The 20,088-nt window shown below is 29.3% G+C and carries 16 protein-coding genes; 14 read left to right on the top strand and 2 right to left on the bottom strand.

Annotated elements, in window-relative coordinates:
* The first annotated feature begins 40 nt into the window (after positions 1-40).
* From ACTG3V_RS02420 to ACTG3V_RS02450, 7 genes are all read left to right on the top strand, one after another.
* A complete protein-coding gene (locus tag ACTG3V_RS02420; protein WP_439130531.1) occupies positions 41-1,633 on the top strand; it encodes a peptide chain release factor 3 in 1,593 nt (530 codons plus the stop codon).
* A gap of 4 nt (positions 1,634-1,637) precedes the next feature.
* The gene (locus ACTG3V_RS02425; protein WP_439130532.1) at positions 1,638-3,200 is read left to right on the top strand and encodes a hypothetical protein; all 1,563 of its coding nucleotides are present in this window, start codon (positions 1,638-1,640) and stop codon (positions 3,198-3,200) included.
* Between the two features lie 50 nt (positions 3,201-3,250).
* The gene (locus tag ACTG3V_RS02430; protein ID WP_439130533.1) at positions 3,251-4,180 is read left to right on the top strand and encodes a peptidylprolyl isomerase; all 930 of its coding nucleotides are present in this window, start codon (positions 3,251-3,253) and stop codon (positions 4,178-4,180) included.
* A 428-nt stretch (positions 4,181-4,608) separates the two neighbouring features.
* Positions 4,609-6,279, top strand: a complete 1,671-nt coding sequence (locus tag ACTG3V_RS02435) for an ATP-binding protein (RefSeq protein ID WP_439130534.1) — start codon at positions 4,609-4,611, stop codon at positions 6,277-6,279.
* A gap of 4 nt (positions 6,280-6,283) precedes the next feature.
* Entirely contained in the window at positions 6,284-7,963 is a 1,680-nt protein-coding gene (locus tag ACTG3V_RS02440) for an ATP-binding protein (protein WP_439130535.1), read from the top strand.
* 80 nt (positions 7,964-8,043) lie between these two features.
* Positions 8,044-9,735: a response regulator gene (locus tag ACTG3V_RS02445; protein ID WP_439130536.1), complete on the top strand. Its 1,692-nt coding sequence runs from the start codon at positions 8,044-8,046 to the stop codon at positions 9,733-9,735.
* Entirely contained in the window at positions 9,728-11,410 is a 1,683-nt protein-coding gene (locus ACTG3V_RS02450) for a response regulator (RefSeq protein WP_439130537.1), read from the top strand. Before ACTG3V_RS02445 ends, ACTG3V_RS02450 begins: the two co-directional genes overlap by 8 nt.
* A gap of 3 nt (positions 11,411-11,413) precedes the next feature.
* Here ACTG3V_RS02450 and ACTG3V_RS02455 read toward each other — a convergent pair whose 3' ends face one another.
* Complete coding sequence (locus ACTG3V_RS02455; protein ID WP_439130538.1) at positions 11,414-12,784, bottom strand: tetratricopeptide repeat protein; 1,371 nt, start codon at positions 12,782-12,784, stop codon at positions 11,414-11,416.
* 305 nt (positions 12,785-13,089) lie between these two features.
* Between ACTG3V_RS02455 and pyrR the strand changes: the two genes are divergently transcribed.
* From pyrR to ACTG3V_RS02485, 6 genes are read left to right on the top strand one after another with little or no spacing between them, the layout of a single operon-like run.
* Positions 13,090-13,629: a bifunctional pyr operon transcriptional regulator/uracil phosphoribosyltransferase PyrR gene (pyrR, locus tag ACTG3V_RS02460; RefSeq protein WP_439130539.1), complete on the top strand. Its 540-nt coding sequence runs from the start codon at positions 13,090-13,092 to the stop codon at positions 13,627-13,629.
* 1 nt (position 13,630) lies between these two features.
* Positions 13,631-14,560: an aspartate carbamoyltransferase catalytic subunit gene (locus ACTG3V_RS02465; RefSeq protein ID WP_439130540.1), complete on the top strand. Its 930-nt coding sequence runs from the start codon at positions 13,631-13,633 to the stop codon at positions 14,558-14,560.
* 30 nt (positions 14,561-14,590) lie between these two features.
* On the top strand, positions 14,591-14,923 hold the full coding sequence (locus ACTG3V_RS02470; RefSeq protein WP_439130541.1) for a hypothetical protein: 333 nt from the start codon (positions 14,591-14,593) through the stop codon (positions 14,921-14,923).
* Between the two features lie 10 nt (positions 14,924-14,933).
* Positions 14,934-15,254 (top strand): T9SS type A sorting domain-containing protein, encoded by a 321-nt coding sequence (locus ACTG3V_RS02475; RefSeq protein ID WP_439130542.1) that lies wholly within the window; start codon positions 14,934-14,936, stop codon positions 15,252-15,254.
* Complete coding sequence (locus ACTG3V_RS02480) at positions 15,251-16,195, top strand: ribonuclease Z (protein ID WP_439130543.1); 945 nt, start codon at positions 15,251-15,253, stop codon at positions 16,193-16,195. Before ACTG3V_RS02475 ends, ACTG3V_RS02480 begins: the two co-directional genes overlap by 4 nt.
* On the top strand, positions 16,164-16,934 hold the full coding sequence (locus ACTG3V_RS02485; protein WP_439130544.1) for a LuxR C-terminal-related transcriptional regulator: 771 nt from the start codon (positions 16,164-16,166) through the stop codon (positions 16,932-16,934). The genes ACTG3V_RS02480 and ACTG3V_RS02485 overlap by 32 nt, the downstream gene beginning before the upstream one ends.
* Positions 16,935-17,101: 167 nt before the next feature.
* Here the strand turns inward: ACTG3V_RS02485 and ACTG3V_RS02490 are convergent, their stop codons facing one another.
* Positions 17,102-17,464 (bottom strand): CoA-binding protein, encoded by a 363-nt coding sequence (locus ACTG3V_RS02490; RefSeq protein WP_439130545.1) that lies wholly within the window; start codon positions 17,462-17,464, stop codon positions 17,102-17,104.
* A 94-nt stretch (positions 17,465-17,558) separates the two neighbouring features.
* On the opposite strand from ACTG3V_RS02490, the gene ACTG3V_RS02495 reads away from it, so the two are divergent.
* Positions 17,559-20,033: a TonB-dependent receptor domain-containing protein gene (locus ACTG3V_RS02495; RefSeq protein ID WP_439130546.1), complete on the top strand. Its 2,475-nt coding sequence runs from the start codon at positions 17,559-17,561 to the stop codon at positions 20,031-20,033.
* Positions 20,034-20,088 lie beyond the last annotated feature (55 nt).

The following is a 20,088-nucleotide window of genomic DNA, read 5'->3' on the forward strand; positions in this document are numbered from 1 at the left end:
TGCCATTCTAAAACGTATCTTTGCACCTCAAAATTTGTAAATGAGTTTTTTAGAAGAAATAGCACGTAGAAGAACTTTTGGTATCATTTCGCATCCAGATGCTGGAAAAACAACATTAACAGAAAAATTACTTTTGTTTGGTGGTGCAATTCAAGAAGCAGGTGCTGTAAAAAATAATAAGATAAAAAAAGGAGCCACATCCGATTTTATGGAGATTGAGCGTCAAAGAGGAATTTCTGTGGCAACTTCTGTGTTGGCTTTTATCTATCAAAATAAAAAAATAAACATCTTAGACACACCAGGTCACAAAGATTTTGCAGAAGATACTTTTAGAACCTTAACTGCTGTAGATAGTGTAATTGTTGTAATTGATGTTGCCAAAGGTGTAGAGCCACAAACCGAAAAATTAGTTGAAGTTTGTAGAATGCGTAGCATACCTATGCTCGTATTTATCAATAAATTAGATAGAGAAGGTAAAGATGCTTTCGATTTGTTAGATGAAGTAGAACAGAAATTAGGTTTGCGAGTTACCCCAATGAGTTTCCCTATAGGAATGGGTTACGATTTTAAAGGAATTTACAATATTTGGGAAAAGAAATTAAATCTTTTTTCAGGTGATAAAAAAACTACAATTTCAGAAGGTATTGAGTTTGATGATTTATCAAATCCTGATTTAGATAAAGCTGTAGGAGAAACTGCAGCCGAAACTTTACGTGATGAAATAGAATTGATTAGCGAAGTTTACCCAGAATTTAATCATGATGAATATTTAAAAGGCGAACTTCAGCCTGTATTTTTTGGCTCTGCTTTAAATAATTTTGGTGTAAAAGAATTGTTAGATGCCTTTATAGAAATTGCACCTTCACCACAACCCAAAAAAGCAGAAGAGCGTTTGGTAGATTCTAAAGAGAAAAAAATGACTGGTTTTGTGTTTAAAATTCATGCAAACATGGATCCTAAACACAGAGACAGATTGGCTTTTATAAAAGTAGTTTCTGGTACATTTAAAAGAAACTCGCCATACTTGCATGTTCGAAATGGCAAAAAAGTGAAATTTTCTAGTCCGAATGCCTTTTTTGCAGAAAAAAAAGAAATTGTAGACGAATCTTTTCCTGGTGATATTGTGGGTTTACACGACACAGGAAACTTTAAAATTGGTGATACTTTAACCGAAGGCGAAGATTTAAATTTTAGAGGAATTCCAAGTTTTTCTCCAGAACATTTTAGATATGTAAACAATGCAGACCCTATGAAATCTAAACAATTATACAAAGGTTTAGATCAATTAATGGATGAAGGTGTTGCCCAATTGTTTATTATAGAAATGAATGGACGAAGAGTTATTGGTACAGTAGGTGCATTACAATTTGAGGTAATTCAATATCGTTTAGAACATGAATATGGCGCAAAATGTACGTACGAAAACCTGAGTGTTCATAAAGCTTGTTGGGTAGAACCAGAAAATCCTAAAAATGATGAGTTCAAAGATTTTAAAAGAGTAAAACAGCGTTATTTAGCAAAAGACAAACAAGGTCAATTGGTTTTTTTAGCTGATTCTGCTTTTACCATTCAAATGACTCAGAGCAAATATCCTTCAGTAAAACTGCATTTTACGAGCGAGTTTAAAAAGTAATTGTATGAAAAAAGTATTTCTTTTATTCTTTCTTCTTTTTAGCGTATATCACCATGCGCAAATTTTAACATTAGATGATTTAGAAGGTAAAGAATTACATAACAGCATTCGATTAAACTATATTTTAATTCATCAACCTTTTAGTGAAGTAGGTTATCAATTAGACCCCACAATGGGTTTTATCGGATTAAATTATAATTTTCCTTTAAATGATTGGTTATATACTGGTGCAGGTTTTCATACAGCTATTACAGGAGACCAAGGAGGTTTATTTACCCTTGGAATAAATTTAGGCGTCAATAAAAAAATATATAAAAATTTATATTTTGATGCCAATTTACATTTTGGTGGTGGTGGTGGATTTCGAAGCTTGGTAAATGGTGGGGGAATCATGTATCCAAATATCGGTTTACAGTTTAAAAAAAATGGTTTTTCCTTTGGAGCGCAATATGGCTACATGAATTTTTTTACGGGAATTCAAAAGAATGATAACATCTCATTTTTTATAGAAATTCCAACTTTGGTTAGAACAAGCTCATACAAAAACGCTCAAAAAACTTTTATTGTTGGTGACAATTTAACTGATGAATTTTGGCAAAAACCTGCCGTAAAAAGTGTGCAACAACTCACCTTTGATTACTTTTTCCCCATTGGAATGTCTAGGGCAGATATCACAACAAATCCACCCTATAAACCTTTAAGAGAAACCTTATCAATCTTAGGTTTCGAATATCAAAGATATTTAACTCCAGATACTTTTGTTTATGTGCATGCAGATGCTATGTATGCTGGTTTAGTATCTGGTTTTATGGATTTATTTTTTGGTGTTGGTAAAAACTTTATAGAAACCAAATACATAAATTTCTTTGCTAAAATGGGCATAGGTGCTGCAGGTGGAAGAATATATCCAGAAGGTGGTTTAACAATGTACCCTAATGCAGGTTTTGATGTACGACTTACAAATCATTTAGGAGTAAGTGTTCATGGAGGATATCATAGAGCAATTGGTGGTACTTTTGAAGCCTATACTGCTGGCTTTAGTTTAAAATATTACGGTTTAAGTGGTGGTGTTAAAGATCCTTTTACAGGAAAAACTGCCTCAAAAATTAAAACAAGAGGAATTGGAATTGGAGTTCAAAATCAAACTTATTTCGATGTTGCTAAAGACGCTGGACCTAATGTAGATTTACAAATGATCGCTTTAAAAATTCTATACGATTTAAACAAACGTTTTTATTTTGTAGGTGAAGCTTCTTTTGCATACGAAGGCAAATCTGGGGGTTACGCACATGGAATTTTTGGTTTAGGTATTCGCAGTAATCCAATTTTTAATAATAGAGTTTCTACCTTTGTAGAACTTTTAGGTGGTGTTGCAGGTGGTGCAGGTGTTGATACAGGAGAAGGAATTTTAGTAAGACCAAATATTGGTATAAATTATCATATTAATGATAACTTAAAATTCAATATTGCTGCAGGTAGCGCCTCAACTCCTTATGGAAAAGTAAATTCTACCAATCTAAATATTGGTTTTACTTATAGTTTATCAATTTTAAACGCAAAAAAATAATACTATTCTGAATCATTTCAGAAAAAATATAAATAATTAAATTAAATATAATGAACAACGGAATTTACGCAAAATTCAAAACACCAAAAGGTAATATTTTAGTACAATTAGAACACGAAAAAGCTTCTGGAACCGTAGGAAACTTTGTTGCACTAGCAGAAGGTAACTTAGAAAACTCAGCAAAACCTCAAGGAACACCATATTATGATGGATTAAAATTTCATAGAGTAATTCCTGATTTTATGATTCAAGGAGGTTGCCCACAAGGAACAGGAACTGGTAATCCTGGTTATAAGTTTGATGATGAATTTCACCCAGATTTAAAACACGATGCTCCAGGAAAATTAGCTATGGCAAATTCAGGACCAGCAACTAATGGAAGTCAGTTTTACATTACTCATGTGCCTACTCCTTGGTTAGATGGTAAACATACCGTTTTTGGATCTGTAGTTGAAGGGCAAGATGTTGTTGATGCTGTTGCTCAAGGTGATGATATGTCTGTAGAAATTATTAGAGTTGGTGAAAATGCAGAAAAATTTAACGCTGTAGAAGCTTTTAGAACTTTTGAAGGGGCAAGAGAAAAACGTGAAGCAGAAGCAAAAGCAAAACAAAAAGAAATGCTAGATAAAGTAGCTTCTGGTTATGATGAAACTAAGAGTGGGTTACGATATAAAGTATTGCAAAAAGGTGATGGAAAGCAAGCTACAAAAGGCGCAAAAGTATCTGTACATTATAAAGGACAATTGTTAGATGGTACTGTTTTCGATTCATCATACAAAAGAAAACAACCTTTAGATTTTAATGTTGGTGTTGGCCAAGTAATTTCTGGATGGGATGAAGGAATTCAATTGTTACAAGTTGGTGATAAAGCTCGCTTCGTAATTCCTTCTAATTTAGCTTATGGAGAACGTGGAGCTGGAGGTGTAATACCACCAAATGCAACATTAATTTTTGATGTTGAATTGATGGGTGTAAAATAAAAACATGTATTACAAAACTAAAAAACTCCTGAAAATTCAGGAGTTTTTTAGTTTAATAAATATTAAAAAATAATAAATTCTAGCTGTATAAATTGATGTAATTATATCAATTCTAGTAAATTACAGAATTGAAACCAATGAAATTTAACACAAATATCAGTATTAAGAATTTTAGTTTATAAAGCTCTAAATACATTTTTCTTGCTATACTTGTTTTCTACTTTTTATTTTGATTAAAACAAATGTATGATTCAAAATATATTTATCATAAAAACTATTTTAACCTTACAAAAATTAGCATCATTTGTTTGTTTGTAAAACTATAAAAGCCAAATATTTATTAAATCGTAATGAAGATGGTATAAAAAACAAGTAATTCCCATTTTAAAAATTGTTTTTTGTATATTTAGTACCGAAAATAAAACCCGATGTCCGATTTCTCCCTAAGACGCACCCAAATGGTTTATATGCTATCACTCATTACTTGTGTGGTTAGTTTAAATTATATTGCTATTGGTATAAAACTAGATTTAGATCCTTTAGTTTATCTTCATACAATTTGCATTTCTTTCTATTTAGTTTGTGCTTATTTTGCGAAAAAGAAAAATTTAATAGAATCAAGAATCATCTATTTGTTGATTTTGAATATAGGTATCTTAACCTCTTCATCTTATATAGGACAACAAGGAGGTGTAGAGTTTACATTTATGTTTTCAATGTCTCTACCATTCATGGTTTTTTCATTCAGTAGAGAAAAAATTTTTATTCTTGTTTTTTGTTTAACATCTATTGCGCTTTGGGCCTCCTTATACCTAACTAACTTTACGATTGTATCAAACACTAATATTAACCCTGATAGCGCCTCAAAATTAGTTTATCCATTAGCTATATTATCAACATTATTTTTAGTTATTTTTCAATTATTTTACTATTCATATTTAAATTTTAGCAACCTTTCTTCTATACATGTCTTTAAAGAAGAAGCCATAGAAGCATCTAAAGCTAAATCTAAATTTCTGAGCACAATGAGTCATGAAATTAGAACTCCTTTAAATGCCGTAATTGGTTTATCTCATATTTTAAGTGATAATAAACCAAGAGAAGATCAAGTTCAGAACATTAATGCTTTACATTATTCTGGTAAAATTTTGCTAAACCTGCTCAACAATGTCTTGGATTTTAGTAAAATGCAATCCACTGAAATTGAATTAGATCCTATTCCTACAGACTTGCGAAATGCTGTAAAGCAAATTCAAAAAATACATGAAACTTCTTGTTTAAAAAAAGGTATACAAATGCATTTAGAAATTGATGAAGATATCCCCATCATTTGGTTAGATATTGTACGTTTTAATCAAGTTATTAATAACTTGGTCACTAATGCTATTAAATTTACAAAAAAAGGGAGTGTTACCTTACGCATAAAAAAAATATCCGAAAAAGAAGATTCTGTTACACTACTTACAGAGGTTGAAGATACTGGAATTGGAATTCCGAAAGATAAACAAGAAAGCATTTGGGAAGCTTTTACACAGGCATCTACCACCACAAACAGATTGTATGGTGGTACAGGTTTAGGCTTACCGATTGTAAAAAACATTGTAAAAGCAATGGGCTCTGATGTAAAAATTGACAGCTTAGAAAACAAAGGAAGTCGTTTTTATTTCCAATTAAATGTAAAAACAGCTTCTACCCAAGAATTCAAGCAAAATACCGTAAAAAAACAACATAACTTTAAAGACAAAACCATTTTATTAGTTGAAGATAATTTAATTAATGTGATGGTTGCAAAACAAATATTAGAAAAATCCGGACTAAATGTTGAAGTTGCCAATGATGGTTTAATAGGCGTAAATATGGCAAAAGAAAAGAAATATGATGCTATTTTAATGGATATACAAATGCCAGTTATGAATGGTTATGAAGCATCAACAGAAATTAGAAAACTTAATATAAAGACCCCAATTTTAGCGCTTTCTGCTTCAGTTTTTATGGAAGTTAAAGATAAAATAAATAATAGTGGTATGAATGGCTTTATTTTTAAACCTTTTGAACCTAAAGATTTATTAGATAAAATTGAAGAAGTTGTGAACCAATAACAAAATGACAAAACAGCACTCAAAAAGAAGAATAAATCTTGTATTTACCATTTGCGTAGTAAATATTGGCTTTGCCATATTGTGCACTGTAATTTCTGATATGTTCAATTTTATTTGGCTTAGAAACTACAATGCCCTTAATATTTTACCTTATGCTATTGCTGCAATCTTGGCAAAAAATAATAAATTAAATCTTGCAAGAATTATTTATTTAGTAACCAGCGCTATTGGTATCGCCATCATTTCATCATTTGTAGGTAAAAATGGAAGTGTGGAATTTGTATATATGTTTAATATAGGATTGCCATTTATTTTCTTTTCCTTTAGAAGAGAGCGAATTTATGTTATTCTTTTCATGCTATTACCACTGATTTTATGGATTTTACTTTTTATAACCGACTACAATTTAATTAGTTACAAGAAATTAGACCCTATTATAGCAAAAGATTTTATATACCCAATCTCAGTTTCTAGTGCTATTTTTTTAGTGATTTTTCAGTTGATTTATTTTCTTGTTATCAATAAAAAATATTTTTATAGAATAGAAAATAAAAAACAAGAGGCTATTGAGGCCTCAAACGCAAAATCTAATTTTTTAAGCACAATGAGCCATGAAATTAGAACACCTTTAAATGCTGTTATAGGTCTTTCGCACATTTTAGGAGATAACAATCCTAGAAAAGATCAAGTTCAAAATATCGAAGCGCTTAATTATTCTGGTAAAATCTTATTAAATTTATTAAACAATGTGTTAGATTTTAGCAAAATGCAATCTACTAAAATAGAGTTAGATAACATACCAACTAATTTATTGTCTGCCACTAAACAAATTAAAAAAATACACGAGGCTAATTGTTTGCGAAAAGGAATTCGTATGAATTTAGTGATAGATGAAGACATACCAATGGTTTGGCTAGATATTGTTCGATTTAATCAAGTAATCAACAACCTTGTAACCAACGCTATAAAATTTACTGATGAAGGAAGCGTAACCTTACGTATACAAACACAAAATAAAACGAGTGAAAAAGTAACATTACTTACAGAAGTTATTGATACAGGAATAGGAATACCAAAAAATAAACAAAAAACCATTTGGGAGGCCTTTACACAAGCTTCTAGCGATACCAACAGACTTTATGGTGGCACAGGTTTAGGGTTACCTATTGTAAAAAGTATTGTAAATGCAATGGGTTCAGATGTTAAAATTGAGAGTGACTTGGGTAAAGGAAGTCGTTTTTATTTTGAAATTGATTTAGAAATTGCATCAAAAAAAGAACTTAAAAATACCCAGGAAAAGAAAACCTATAACTTTAAAGATAAAAAAGTATTATTGGTAGAAGACAACTTGATTAATGTTATGGTGGGTAAACAAATCTTAGAAAAACATAAGTTTAATGTTTCAGTTGCAAATGATGGAGCAACTGCCGTAAAAATGATTAAAGAATCTTTTTTTGATATTGTTTTAATGGACATTCAAATGCCAATTATGGATGGATATACAGCAACTTTAGAGATTAGAAAATTTAATAAAAAAATTCCTATTCTTGCGCTTTCAGCATCTGTTTTTATGGAAGTTAAAGATAAAATACAAGATTGTGGTATGAACGGTTTTATCTTTAAACCCTTTAACCCTGATGATCTTTTAAATAAAATTGAAAATACAATCTTTAAGTCCGTTTAAAATATTTTTACTAAATTTATATCTATCTTCCCCTAAGATTCTTTTTATATTTTTTGGAGTTGATATAATTAAAAAAAAACATGCTAAAATTATTTAGAAAATCAATTTCAAAAAGAGTAGTAAAAATAACTTATAGATTAAGTTTATTTTCTGCTGTATTTGGTTTTGTTGGTTTTGTATTTAGTAATTATTTAGAATTAGAAACCTTAGCCTACTTTCATTTAGCTAGTGGTTTTATTTATATTTTAAGTGCCATATTAGCTGTGTATGGTTATATTAAAACATCAAGAATCATTTTTTTTCTTTTTTTAAACTTAGGTATAACAATTACGGCCTCTTATATTGGTAGAGCTGGTAATGTAGAGTACCTGTTTTTATATTGTTTAGCATTACCATTTACTATGTTTTCTTTTAAAACAGAAAAAAAATATGTTTACTTTTTTTCATGTTTATCTGGTCTGTTATGGATTATTTTAAATGCTACAGATTTTAAGTTATTTACTAATACCCACTTAGATCAAGAATTAGCTGCTAATATTGTATATCCCTTGGCCTGTATTAGTACTTTTTTCTTTGTTATAAGTCAGCTTATTTATTTTTCAAAATCAAATATAAAATACTATTCAAAAATTCATTCAAAAAGAGAATTTGCTTTAGAAGCTTCAGAGGCAAAATCAAAATTCTTAAGTACAATGAGTCATGAGATTAGAACTCCGTTAAATGCAGTTATAGGTTTATCCCATATTTTAGGAGATAATAAACCAAGGGAAGATCAAAAAGAAAATATTGAAGCGTTAAACTATTCAGGTAAAATACTTTTAAATCTTTTAAACAATGTTTTAGATTTCAGTAAAATGCAATCTACTAAAATTCAATTAGATAATATTCCAACAGATATAGCCTCTGCAGTAAAACAAATAAAAAAAATTCACGAACCCTCTTGCCAAAGAAAAGGAATCGACTTATTTATAATCATTGATAAACAAATTCCCACAGTTTCTTTAGATATTGTAAGGTTTAATCAGGTAATTAATAACCTAATATCAAATGCAATAAAATTTACAGATAAAGGAAAAGTTTCATTAATCATAAAAAAGAAAAAAATATTAAATAATAATCAAGTTTTACTTCATACAGAAGTAAGAGACACAGGTATAGGTATTCCAAAAAGCAAACAAGAAACAATTTGGGAAGCTTTTGCACAAGCCTCTAATACAACAAACAGAATTTATGGAGGTACAGGTTTAGGTTTACCAATTGTACAAAGCATTGTAAAAGCAATGGGCTCTAAGGTTAAAATTTTAAGTAAAGTGGGTAGAGGTAGTCGTTTTTATTTTGATTTAAAATTAGATATTATTAGTGATGCTGAATTACAGAAAAGTAAAGAAAAAAAGGAGTATAATTTTATAGGGAAGAAAGTATTACTTGTAGATGACAACCTAATTAATGTTATGGTTGGTAAGCAAATTTTAGAAAAAGCGAAATTAAAAGTAACTGTTGCAAATGATGGCCTAGAAGCTGTAAATAAGGTTAAAGATAATAGTTTTGATATTGTTTTAATGGACATTCAGATGCCAATTATGGATGGATACACAGCTACACAAGAAATTAGAAAGTTCAATACTAAAATTCCAATTTTAGCACTTTCAGCATCAGTTTTTATGGAAATTAAAGATAAAATTAATGAGTGTGGCATGAATGGTTTTGTTTTTAAACCCATTAACCCTGAAGACTTATTAGAAGAAATAGAAAAATTTACAAATCATGTTTAATTACAGAGGAGAAAGAATTTCGAAAAGAAGAATTAAACTAATACATCATATTTCAATTTTATGTATTGTTTTATCTTTACTATTTTCTGCTACTTCCTTTTTTTTAGGGGGTTATGGACTAACTTTATTTTTAATAGGAGTTGCTGTAATTTTCTATTATACCTCTAAAATTGTAATTAAAAAACCTCATAAAGCAAGATTATTTTTTATGCTTAATTTTAATATAAGTGTAGCAATTACTGCTTCTTACTTTGGTAAAGGTTCTAGTATAGAGTTTTTTTTAATGTATGCTATTGGTGTTACATTTATTATTTTTTCTTTTAGAAGAGAAAGAAAAATGGTTGCTTTATTCACAACTTTACCAATACTATTATGGGCTACCTTATACTTAACTAATTTTAGTATATTTCATTCAGATGCTATAAACCACGAAACAGTAACAACTGTAATTTATCCTCTTTCAATTACTTTTACTTTACTCTTAGTTGCCTTTCAACTTAGTTATTATTCATATTTAAATGCTGGTTACAGTAATTCAATCCATTATAAAAAGCAAGAAGCTATAGATGCCTCTAATGCAAAATCTGATTTTTTAAGTACCATGAGTCATGAAATTAGAACTCCATTAAATGCAGTTATTGGTCTTTCTCATATATTAGGAGATAACAACCCAAGAAAAGATCAAGTACAAAATATAGAAGCATTAAATTACTCAGGTAAAATTCTCTTAAACTTACTAAATAATGTGTTAGATTTTAGTAAGATGCAATCTACCAAAATAGCATTAGATAATGTACCAACAGATTTATCTTCTGCATTTAAACAAATAAAAAAAATTCATGAAACCAGCTGTATTCGTAAGGGAATAACAATGAATTTAAATATTGATAAAGATATCCCTGTAGTGTGGCTAGATATTGTTCGGTTTAACCAAGTAATTAATAATTTGGTTACAAATGCCATAAAGTTTACAGACAAAGGTTCTGTAACACTAAGCATAAAAAAAGAAGCTATTAACGATGATAAGGTTAAGATTTTAACAGAAATTATAGACACAGGTATTGGTATACCAAAAGACAAACAAGAAACAATTTGGGAATCATTTACACAAGCATCAAACACTACTAATCGTTTGTATGGAGGTACTGGTTTAGGTTTACCAATTGTAAAAAGTATTATTGAATCTATGGATTCTAGTATAAATATTGATAGTGAAATTGGAAAAGGCAGTCGTTTTTATTTTGAAGTAGATTTAAAAATAGCATCAGATAAAGATTTAAAAGAAAATAACCTTAAACAAACGTATAACTTTAAAAATAAAAAAGTTTTATTGGTTGAAGACAACCAGATAAATGTGATGGTAAGTAAGCAAATTTTAGAAAAAGCTGGCTTAACAGTAGAGATTGCTTATAATGGTTTAGAAGCAGTTCAAATGGTTAAAGCGAACACATATGATATTGTGCTAATGGATATTCAAATGCCTGTTATGGATGGCTATACCTCATCCATTGAGATTCGTAAATTCAATACTAAAATACCAATCATAGCGCTCTCTGCCTCTGTTTTTATGGAAGTAAAAAACAAAATACATGAAAGTGGTATGAATGGTTTTATCTTTAAACCTTTTGATCCAGAAGATTTATTAGATCAAATACAAAAAGAAATTTTTACTTAAAGTTTAGTCTAAAGCTTTTTTAAAATCTAACAAAAGCTTTTGCACTTTTGAGTTTTGATACACTATTGGAAAAAGTTCATTTAAAACCACATGATAATCATAATCTATCTTAATAGCCATAATTAAATGATTATATCCAAAATTTTGTTTATTTAACTCAAAAAACAAACCTGCCAATCGATATTCAATCTCAGCAAAGTTTTTATAAATTTTTTGAGCACGATATAAAACAGTAACTGCATCATTAAATCTACCTAAAAAGGACAACACATCTGTAAGTGAAATATAAATTTCTATAGAATCATCATGTAAAGCTAAGCAACGTTCAAAACCCTTTACAGCCTCTTCATAACAATTTTGTTTTATTTTAATTTCTGAATATCTATGCCAATACATTGCATTATCCTCATCAATCTTTATTGCCTTATGGATATAATAAGATGCTTTTTCATAATTGGCTTCATTATAATACAAATTGGTTAGTAAAACCCAACCTCTATCTAACAAAGGATCTTCATGCACTGCTTTTTTGTAATAAGAAGTTGCTGCTGCATAGTTCTCTAACTGTTCATAGCACTCACCTATTCTTATATATGCATATGCAGTTGGATCATCTAATTCTAAACTAATTCTATAATTTTCTATAGCCTCTTCATACTCTTCTAATGCTTCCAAAGTTTTGGCTTTTTCTAAATAACCACCAATAAAATGTTCATCAATTAAAACAGCATAATCAAAAGCACGTAAGGCTTGTTTAAATTGATCTAACATAAAATGTTGTCTTCCTAATTGATGCCAAGCAACTTCGCAATATGGATTTTTATCAATGTAAGCATTTAAATAATTAATTGCCTCATCATGCTCATTTTCCATATCAAAACAATACACTATATTATACAAAGCAGAATAATCTTCATAATCAACATCAATACACTTTACAAAATTTAAACGTGCATTTTCAAAATCGTCTAAATACAAAAATTCCATACCCATTAAAGACCAAATATCAATTTTGTCATCTGTAAAAGATAAAGCTTTTTTTAAATTGATAATAGCGCCTTTATGATTCCCAGATTTAGATTGTATGGTTGCTTTTTGAATAAAAACCTCATCATTATTAGGCTCTAAACGTTCTATATTTTTTAGTAAAAGTGATGCCTTGTCTAGTTCATTCTCAAAAATATACAATTCTACTTGCAATAATTTTAAATCTATAGATTGTGGGTGTTGTTCTAAACCTAACTTTACTGCTCTTTTAGCCAAAGAATGTTTACCAGCATCTAAATAATGAATAATAATCTCCTCAAATTCAACCAAATCAAAAAAATAAACTGAATTGGTTTTAAGCATCGATTCAAATTTTGTTAAAGACATAGCTATCTGATCTGAATAATTATTTAAATGTACTATTTCTTAACATGTAAAAACAGGTTAATTGTTCTTTGTTTTCAACAATTTAATTAACAAACTTAGGTGATATTAGCTTTAATGTTTAAATACTAAAGGTTTACAACAATAAATTGTATTATTTTATTACTTACATTTTCTATAACCTAATTTTTTTTGGGGTTTACGATGTATTTTAAAAAACTTATTTGTAGCTATAAATTTTTACAGAACCATTTATTTTCCTAATTTTGATTTTCAATAACTATCAACTAAAAATTGATAGGTTTCTTATGAGCAAAAAAACCTTACTTAACTCAAAAGATATTGAAATTATTCTTCACAGATTGGCTTGCCAATTGATTGAAAATCATAATGATTTCTCCAACACTGTTTTAATTGGTTTACAACCAAGAGGGGCTTATTTAGCCAATAGATTAGCAACTATATTAAAAACAGATTACAACATAAAAGACCTGCAATTGGGGTTGTTAGACATTACTTTTTATAGAGATGATTTTAGACGAAGAGATGAACCTTTAGCAGCCACTTCTACAAAAATCAACTTTTTAGTAGAAGATAAAAAAGTGGTAATTATTGATGATGTTTTGTTTTCTGGTAGAAGTGTAAGAGCAGCTTTAACTGCTATACAATCTTTTGGAAGACCTAAAAATATTGAGCTATTAGTTTTAATTGATAGACGTTTTAGCAGGCACTTACCCATTCAACCTAATTATAGAGGCAGACAAGTTGATGCCATTAACGAAGAAAAAGTATTGGTGTCTTGGAAAGAAACAAACAAAAAAGATGCAGTTTATATAGCGCAGAGATAGTATGGATAAACTAAGTGTAGATCATTTACTAGGTATAAAATATCTAAATGCAAACGATATCGATTTGATATTTAAAACTGCAGATCATTTTAAAGAAGTAATCAACAGGCCCATAAAAAAAGTACCCTCTTTACGAGATATTACTATTGCCAATTTATTTTTTGAAAATAGTACACGAACAAAACTGTCTTTTGAGTTAGCCGAAAAAAGACTCTCCGCAGATGTTATTAATTTCTCTGCAGGACAATCTTCTGTAAAAAAAGGAGAAACACTCATAGATACTGTAAACAATATTTTAGCGATGAAAGTAGATATTGTGGTAATGCGTCATGGAAATGTTGGTGCTGGTGTTTTTTTATCAAAACATGTTGATGCTAAAATTATAAATGCTGGTGATGGCACTCATGAACACCCAACACAAGCTTTATTAGATTCTTACTCAATAAGAGAAAAATTAGGAAGTGTAAAAGGAAAAAAAATAGTAATTATTGGAGATATTTTACATTCAAGAGTAGCGCTTTCTAATATTTTTGCTTTGCAATTGCAAGGTGCAGAAGTAAAAGTTTGTGGCCCAACTACACTAATACCTAAACATATTGCAAGTTTAGGGGTAACAGTGGAAACGAACCTTAAAAAAGCATTAGAATGGTGTGATGTTGCTAATGTATTACGCGTTCAACATGAAAGAATGGATATTAAATATTTTCCATCAACTAGAGAGTACACCCAACTTTTTGGCATTAACAAAGCAATTTTAGACAATCTTGGCAAGAAAATTGTAATAATGCATCCAGGACCAATTAATAGAGGTGTAGAAATTACAAGTGATGTTGCAGATTCAAAACAATCAATCATTTTAAATCAGGTAGAAAATGGAGTTGCAGTTAGAATGGCTGTGATTTATTTACTAGCACAACAAATTAAAAGGTAAAAGTTGTAAATTGAAATAAAAATTAGAGACATGCAAATAGAAAAAAAAGAAAAATATACCTTAATTTCTTCAGATGAAAATTCGTTTTCAGATTTCTATTCTACATATTTAAATAATTTACCTCAGTTAAAAGATGAACATATTATTATAGAAATTTCTGATAAGATTAACGTAAAAAAAGAAGATTTTTTCTTATTTTTATCAACGTCAGAAGAAAAAAAGGAAAATGGTAAATCATTTGTCATCATTAATACCAAGATAAATGTAAATGATTTTCCTGAAAACTTTAATATAGTTCCTACTTTAATTGAAGCTGAAGATATTTTAGAAATGGAGGCTATTGAAAGAGAATTAGGATTATAACCCCCAAATAATGAAGAAAAAATTACTTTTTACACTACTTTTCTTAGTTTCATTGATAAGTTTTTCGCAGCAGAAACCTATCCTAAAGTTATCAGCTGTTCCAAATCCATTTACCAATGCTACAAAAATAACGTTTAACGCTACTAAAAATAGCGATGTTATTTTTACAGTAAAAAATGTTTTAGGAAAAACAGTTCACACTCAAAAAATAGAAGCTGTAAAAGGAAAAAATTCAATTCCGTTTGATAAAGGCAACTTATCAAAAGGTATTTATATTTATACATTACAAGACAAAAAACATTTTACATCTAAACGTTTTGTAATTCAATGAGTTTAAACCTCACCATTTTGGGCTGTCACTCAGCAACACCAAGAGCTAATGCTTTTCCTACAGCACAGTATTTAGAAATAAATAACAGGCATTTTTTAATAGATTGTGGTGAAGGTACACAACGTCAAATGCGTAAGTACAAAGTTGGTTTTACAAAAATTAATCATATTTTTATTTCTCATTTACATGGCGATCATTTTTATGGTTTAATAGGTTTACTATCTACATATGGAATTTTAAGCAGAGAAAAAGAGCTGCATATTTATGGCCCAAAAGGCATTAAAGATGTAACACTTTTACAATTAAAGATTTCTCAATCTCATGCAAAATACCCTATTATTTTTCATGAGTTAGCCTCAAAAAAAAGTGAGTTAATTTTTGAAGATGATAAGGTTGTTGTTAAAACAATTCCTCTTAACCATCGTGTTTATACCAATGGGTATTTATTTACTGAGAAAGAAAAACCAAAAAAACTGCATATCGATAACATTCAGAACTACGCAGAAATTGATAAGGCAGATTATAATAATATAAAAGCAGGTAGAGATATTACCTTATCTACTGGAGAAATTATTCCAAATTCTGAATTAACATTACCACCAAAAAAACCGCTAAGCTTTGCATTTTGCAGTGATACTGTATACAAACCAGATATTATTCCGATAATTAAAAATGTTGATTTATTATATCATGAAGCTACCTTTTTAGCAGACAGAATAGATTTGGCTAAAAAAACAAAGCACACAACTTCAAAACAAGCTGCACAAATTGCAAAAGATGCAAATGCCAAACATTTGGTAATTGGTCATTATTCTGGACGATATAAAGACATTTCAATCTTTCAAAAAGAGGCCAAAGAAATTTTTACACATACTGAATTAGCTGAACCTGGTAAAAAATTTAAAATCAATGCAACTCAACAAGATAAATGCTTTATATAATGAAATTTTTGAGACTTATCCTACAGTAGAAATTGAGGAGCACATCAAAAAATTAATTGAATTGGATTATTTTTATCCATATAATTCTACATTTTACTGCATTACAAACACGGTTCATCAAAACTTTGAGTTTGTGAGTAAAAACTTCTCAGCTTGTACAGGATTATCTAGAGAAAAAATGTTAGAGGGTGGAATGGATTATTTTTGGTCGTTATTTCACCCAGAAGATATTAAACTTTGGCTTAAAAGCTTAAACAGTTTAATGACGTTTACCATGACTGAATTAGATGATGAGCAACGTAAAAGAATGAGTTACACCTGGAATTATCGTATTAAAAATGCTAAAGGTGAGTATATCAACATCATTCAAAATACAACACCTTTACAATTTGATAATGCCAAAAAACCAATTATAGGAATGGCACATTATACAGTTTTAAACGGTAATATCGCTATGGATATTTGTGCTAGTGCAAAATATTTAAATGATAGTAATGAGTACGAAACCTTATTTTACCAAAATGTATCTAACTCAAAATTATTAGGCCTTATAAGCAATAGAGAAAGAGATATTATTCGATTAATTATTACCAAAAACACAAGTGAAGCTATTGCTAAAAAACTAAACATTAGTATCCATACCGTAAATACGCATAGAAGAAATATTTTAAAAAAAATCAACATCAACTCTACTTACGAGTTAATTAGTTATTTTAAAAGTAATCCTAAATTGTTATAATACTCAAAATGAGTATTGTTTTTTATTGAACTACCAACTAATTTTGCCAAAAGTTCTTGTGGCAAGATAGGTTGGTTTTTACTCGCAAAATAGTGCTTTAAATTATAAAATATTTTTGAAAAAGAAGAGTGAAATCTCCCAACTTTACCTACCTATCTTGTTTTTTTTTAATATTGGTTTGTTGACAATAGTACCAAAGTACACGCAATTTCAGATTCAATGTTATTTTCTTTTAACAGTTTTACAAACTCCATATTTTCAGTACCAGGATTAAAAATTACTCTTCTTGGTATTAAGCTAATTATATAATTATAATATTCTTCTTGCCTTGTAGGGTTAAGATATAATGTAACTGTATCAACATTTTTGTAGGCAACTTTTTCAATATCAATACTTACATTTAAAACCTTTCCTTTTCGTAAACCCAATGCTACTGTTGGCACATTTTTACCAAGTAATCTTTTAATAGCAATATTAGAATATCTATTAGGGTTGGTTGATGCACCAATTACCAAAGTTGTTTTTTTCATAATGTTAATGATTCGTTAAAGAGCGTTAATACAGGTAACAAAGATAAACCAATGGAAGTCTTTATAGTATCAATCAAAATAAAAATCGACCAAAATGAAAAAAATAATTCTATTATTTTTAATCTTAACTGCAGCAAATTCTACTGCACAACTAGCAAAAAACAAATTACCTAAACCAGGAATTATTACAGGTAAAGTAATTGACAATAACACCAAACAAGTATTACCTTACGTTAATATTGTAGTGCGTGATGTTGCAAAAAAAATTATTAATGGAGGTATTACAAACGATAATGGCTTTTTTGAAGTTAAAGATTTACCCAAAGGTAAAAGCATTGTAGAAATTCAATTTATTGGATACAAAACTTTTGTTAAAGAAATTCTGATTACGAATAAATTAAAACTAATTAACTTAGGCACAATTGCCTTGAATGAAGATAGTGCAACTTTAGATGAAGTAGTAGTTAGAGCTGAAACATCTACAGTAGTTCAAAAAGTAGATCGAAAAGTCATAAACGTTGGTAAAGATTTAACTGCTTCTGGCACTACAGCTTCAGAGTTATTAAATAATGTGCAATCTGTTAGTGTTGATAACCAAACTGGCGCTATTAGTTTACGAGGTAATGCTAATGTTCGAATTTTGGTAGATGGTAGGCCAACCAATATTCCAGCAGCTCAATTATTACGTCAAATACCTTCTACCTCTATTAAAAGCGTTGAATTAATTACAAATCCTTCTGCAAAATACAATCCTGATGGAATGAGTGGAATTATTAACATCATTTTAAATAAAAATGCCAACCAAGGGTTTAATGCCTCTGTTGATGGTGGTATTACAGCTGGGCATTATGTTAGATACAATACCTCAACAAATTTAAATTATAAAACTGGTAAAGTAAATTTCTTTATGAATTATGGTTATAATGATGGAGATAATTACAATTTTGGTTTTGTGGAAAGACCAGGAGTAAACTTGCAGCGATTTACTTTTAAAAACAATAATCAATCTAATCTGGTAAAATTAGGTGCTGATTTTTATTTGAATGATAAAAATACCCTTTCTTTTTATACAACTCAAAACCTGTTTGATGGTGTGGCTAATGGTAGTGCCATTATATTGGATGCTAGTGGAAACGAATTAGTTAATGCCCCAAACGAACAATTAACCTCTTCCCCTACAGGAACTTATAATATAAATTATAAAGTTGATTTTGAAAAAGAAGGACATAACTTAGAAGTTGAGGCTACCTACTCAAAAACTGATGGAAGTAACTTTTTGAATAATTTAAACACCTTACAACAACCTACAGATTTTGATTATGCTGTATTTAATTATATCAACGATATTAACAATGATAGAAATAATACGCAAATTAATATTGACTACACAAACCCTTTTAAAAAAGGAAAACTAGAATTAGGGATGGAATTTAGAGGTGATAATACAGACAATTTAAACATTACCGACCAAAATATTTACTCTTTTGATACCAACAATAATATTAATGGCACAGTAGCCTTAGGAAGTTCAGACTTTTCTTTTGAAAGAAAAATTTATTCTGCTTATGCAAGCTATGGCACTTCTTACAAAAAGTTAACAATGCAATTAGGCGCACGTTTTGAAAACTTTTTAATCGATGGAACTTTTAATAGATATAATGATGAGAATAGAACAATGTTAAGAGATACTGAAACAGTTTCTCAAAATTTATTTAACATATATCCCTCTGCATTTTTTACATACACTGCTTCAGATAAAAATCAATATCAATTAAGTTATAGCAGAAGAATTGATAGACCTGGTATTCAACAAGTAAACCCAATTAGAGAATGGAGTACTCCTTATATTATTTCTATTGGAAATGCAGATTTAAGACCACAATTTACCAATAGTTTCGAATTAAATTATACAAGGCAAATTAAAGGTGGTAATTTAAGTTTTGGTACATTTTATAGAAAAATAGATGACGTAATTTCAAGAATAACTAATGAAGACCCTGCAAACCCTGGTGTTGGTCAAATATTAAGCTTTACAAATTTTAGTGATACAGATGCTTATGGCGTAGAATTTTCTGCCAATTTTAAAGTAAATAAATGGTGGAGGGTAAATTCGAGTATGGATTTTTACTCTCAAGAACAACTAGGTACAGTTGATAATACAAACGTAAATCCTCAGCAAATTTCAGTACAAAATAATGTATTTAATGCAAGAGTTAGTAATAGTTTTGCAGCTACAAAAAACTTACGTTTACAATTATTTGCAATGTACAGAGGGCCTCAAAAAGATATTCAATGGGATGTTGAAAATATGTGGATGATAAATATGGGAGCTAGCTGGACCGTTTTAAAAGGAAAAGGAACCATAAACTTTAGAGTAAATGACATTTTTCAAGGTATGAAATTTGCCTTTAATTCAGAAAACCCTTTTGTGCAAAATGGGCAATTTAATTGGGAAAGCAGAACAACATTTTTAGGTTTTAACTACAGGTTTGGTGGTGGTAAAAACAAAGCAAAATCAAGAAGACAAAGAGATGATAGAGAAAAAGATGGTGGTGGTGGATTTTTCTAGAAACTAAATTTTATAATTATTTGATGTTAAATCTCAAACTTAGCAATTTAATAAG

It is taken from the genome of Polaribacter sp. (genome assembly GCF_965660385.1).
Taxonomy (GTDB): Bacteria; Bacteroidota; Bacteroidia; order Flavobacteriales; family Flavobacteriaceae; genus Polaribacter.

Coding starts and splice junctions, on each gene's coding strand:
- ACTG3V_RS02420 (WP_439130531.1), top strand. CDS start 41: ATGAGTTTTTTAGAAGAAATAGCACGTAGAAGAACTTTTGGTATCATT.
- ACTG3V_RS02425 (WP_439130532.1), top strand. CDS start 1,638: ATGAAAAAAGTATTTCTTTTATTCTTTCTTCTTTTTAGCGTATATCAC.
- ACTG3V_RS02430 (WP_439130533.1), top strand. CDS start 3,251: ATGAACAACGGAATTTACGCAAAATTCAAAACACCAAAAGGTAATATT.
- ACTG3V_RS02435 (WP_439130534.1), top strand. CDS start 4,609: ATGTCCGATTTCTCCCTAAGACGCACCCAAATGGTTTATATGCTATCA.
- ACTG3V_RS02440 (WP_439130535.1), top strand. CDS start 6,284: ATGACAAAACAGCACTCAAAAAGAAGAATAAATCTTGTATTTACCATT.
- ACTG3V_RS02445 (WP_439130536.1), top strand. CDS start 8,044: ATGCTAAAATTATTTAGAAAATCAATTTCAAAAAGAGTAGTAAAAATA.
- ACTG3V_RS02450 (WP_439130537.1), top strand. CDS start 9,728: ATGTTTAATTACAGAGGAGAAAGAATTTCGAAAAGAAGAATTAAACTA.
- ACTG3V_RS02455 (WP_439130538.1), bottom strand. CDS start 12,784: ATGTCTTTAACAAAATTTGAATCGATGCTTAAAACCAATTCAGTTTAT.
- pyrR (WP_439130539.1), top strand. CDS start 13,090: ATGAGCAAAAAAACCTTACTTAACTCAAAAGATATTGAAATTATTCTT.
- ACTG3V_RS02465 (WP_439130540.1), top strand. CDS start 13,631: ATGGATAAACTAAGTGTAGATCATTTACTAGGTATAAAATATCTAAAT.
- ACTG3V_RS02470 (WP_439130541.1), top strand. CDS start 14,591: ATGCAAATAGAAAAAAAAGAAAAATATACCTTAATTTCTTCAGATGAA.
- ACTG3V_RS02475 (WP_439130542.1), top strand. CDS start 14,934: ATGAAGAAAAAATTACTTTTTACACTACTTTTCTTAGTTTCATTGATA.
- ACTG3V_RS02480 (WP_439130543.1), top strand. CDS start 15,251: ATGAGTTTAAACCTCACCATTTTGGGCTGTCACTCAGCAACACCAAGA.
- ACTG3V_RS02485 (WP_439130544.1), top strand. CDS start 16,164: ATGCAACTCAACAAGATAAATGCTTTATATAATGAAATTTTTGAGACT.
- ACTG3V_RS02490 (WP_439130545.1), bottom strand. CDS start 17,464: ATGAAAAAAACAACTTTGGTAATTGGTGCATCAACCAACCCTAATAGA.
- ACTG3V_RS02495 (WP_439130546.1), top strand. CDS start 17,559: ATGAAAAAAATAATTCTATTATTTTTAATCTTAACTGCAGCAAATTCT.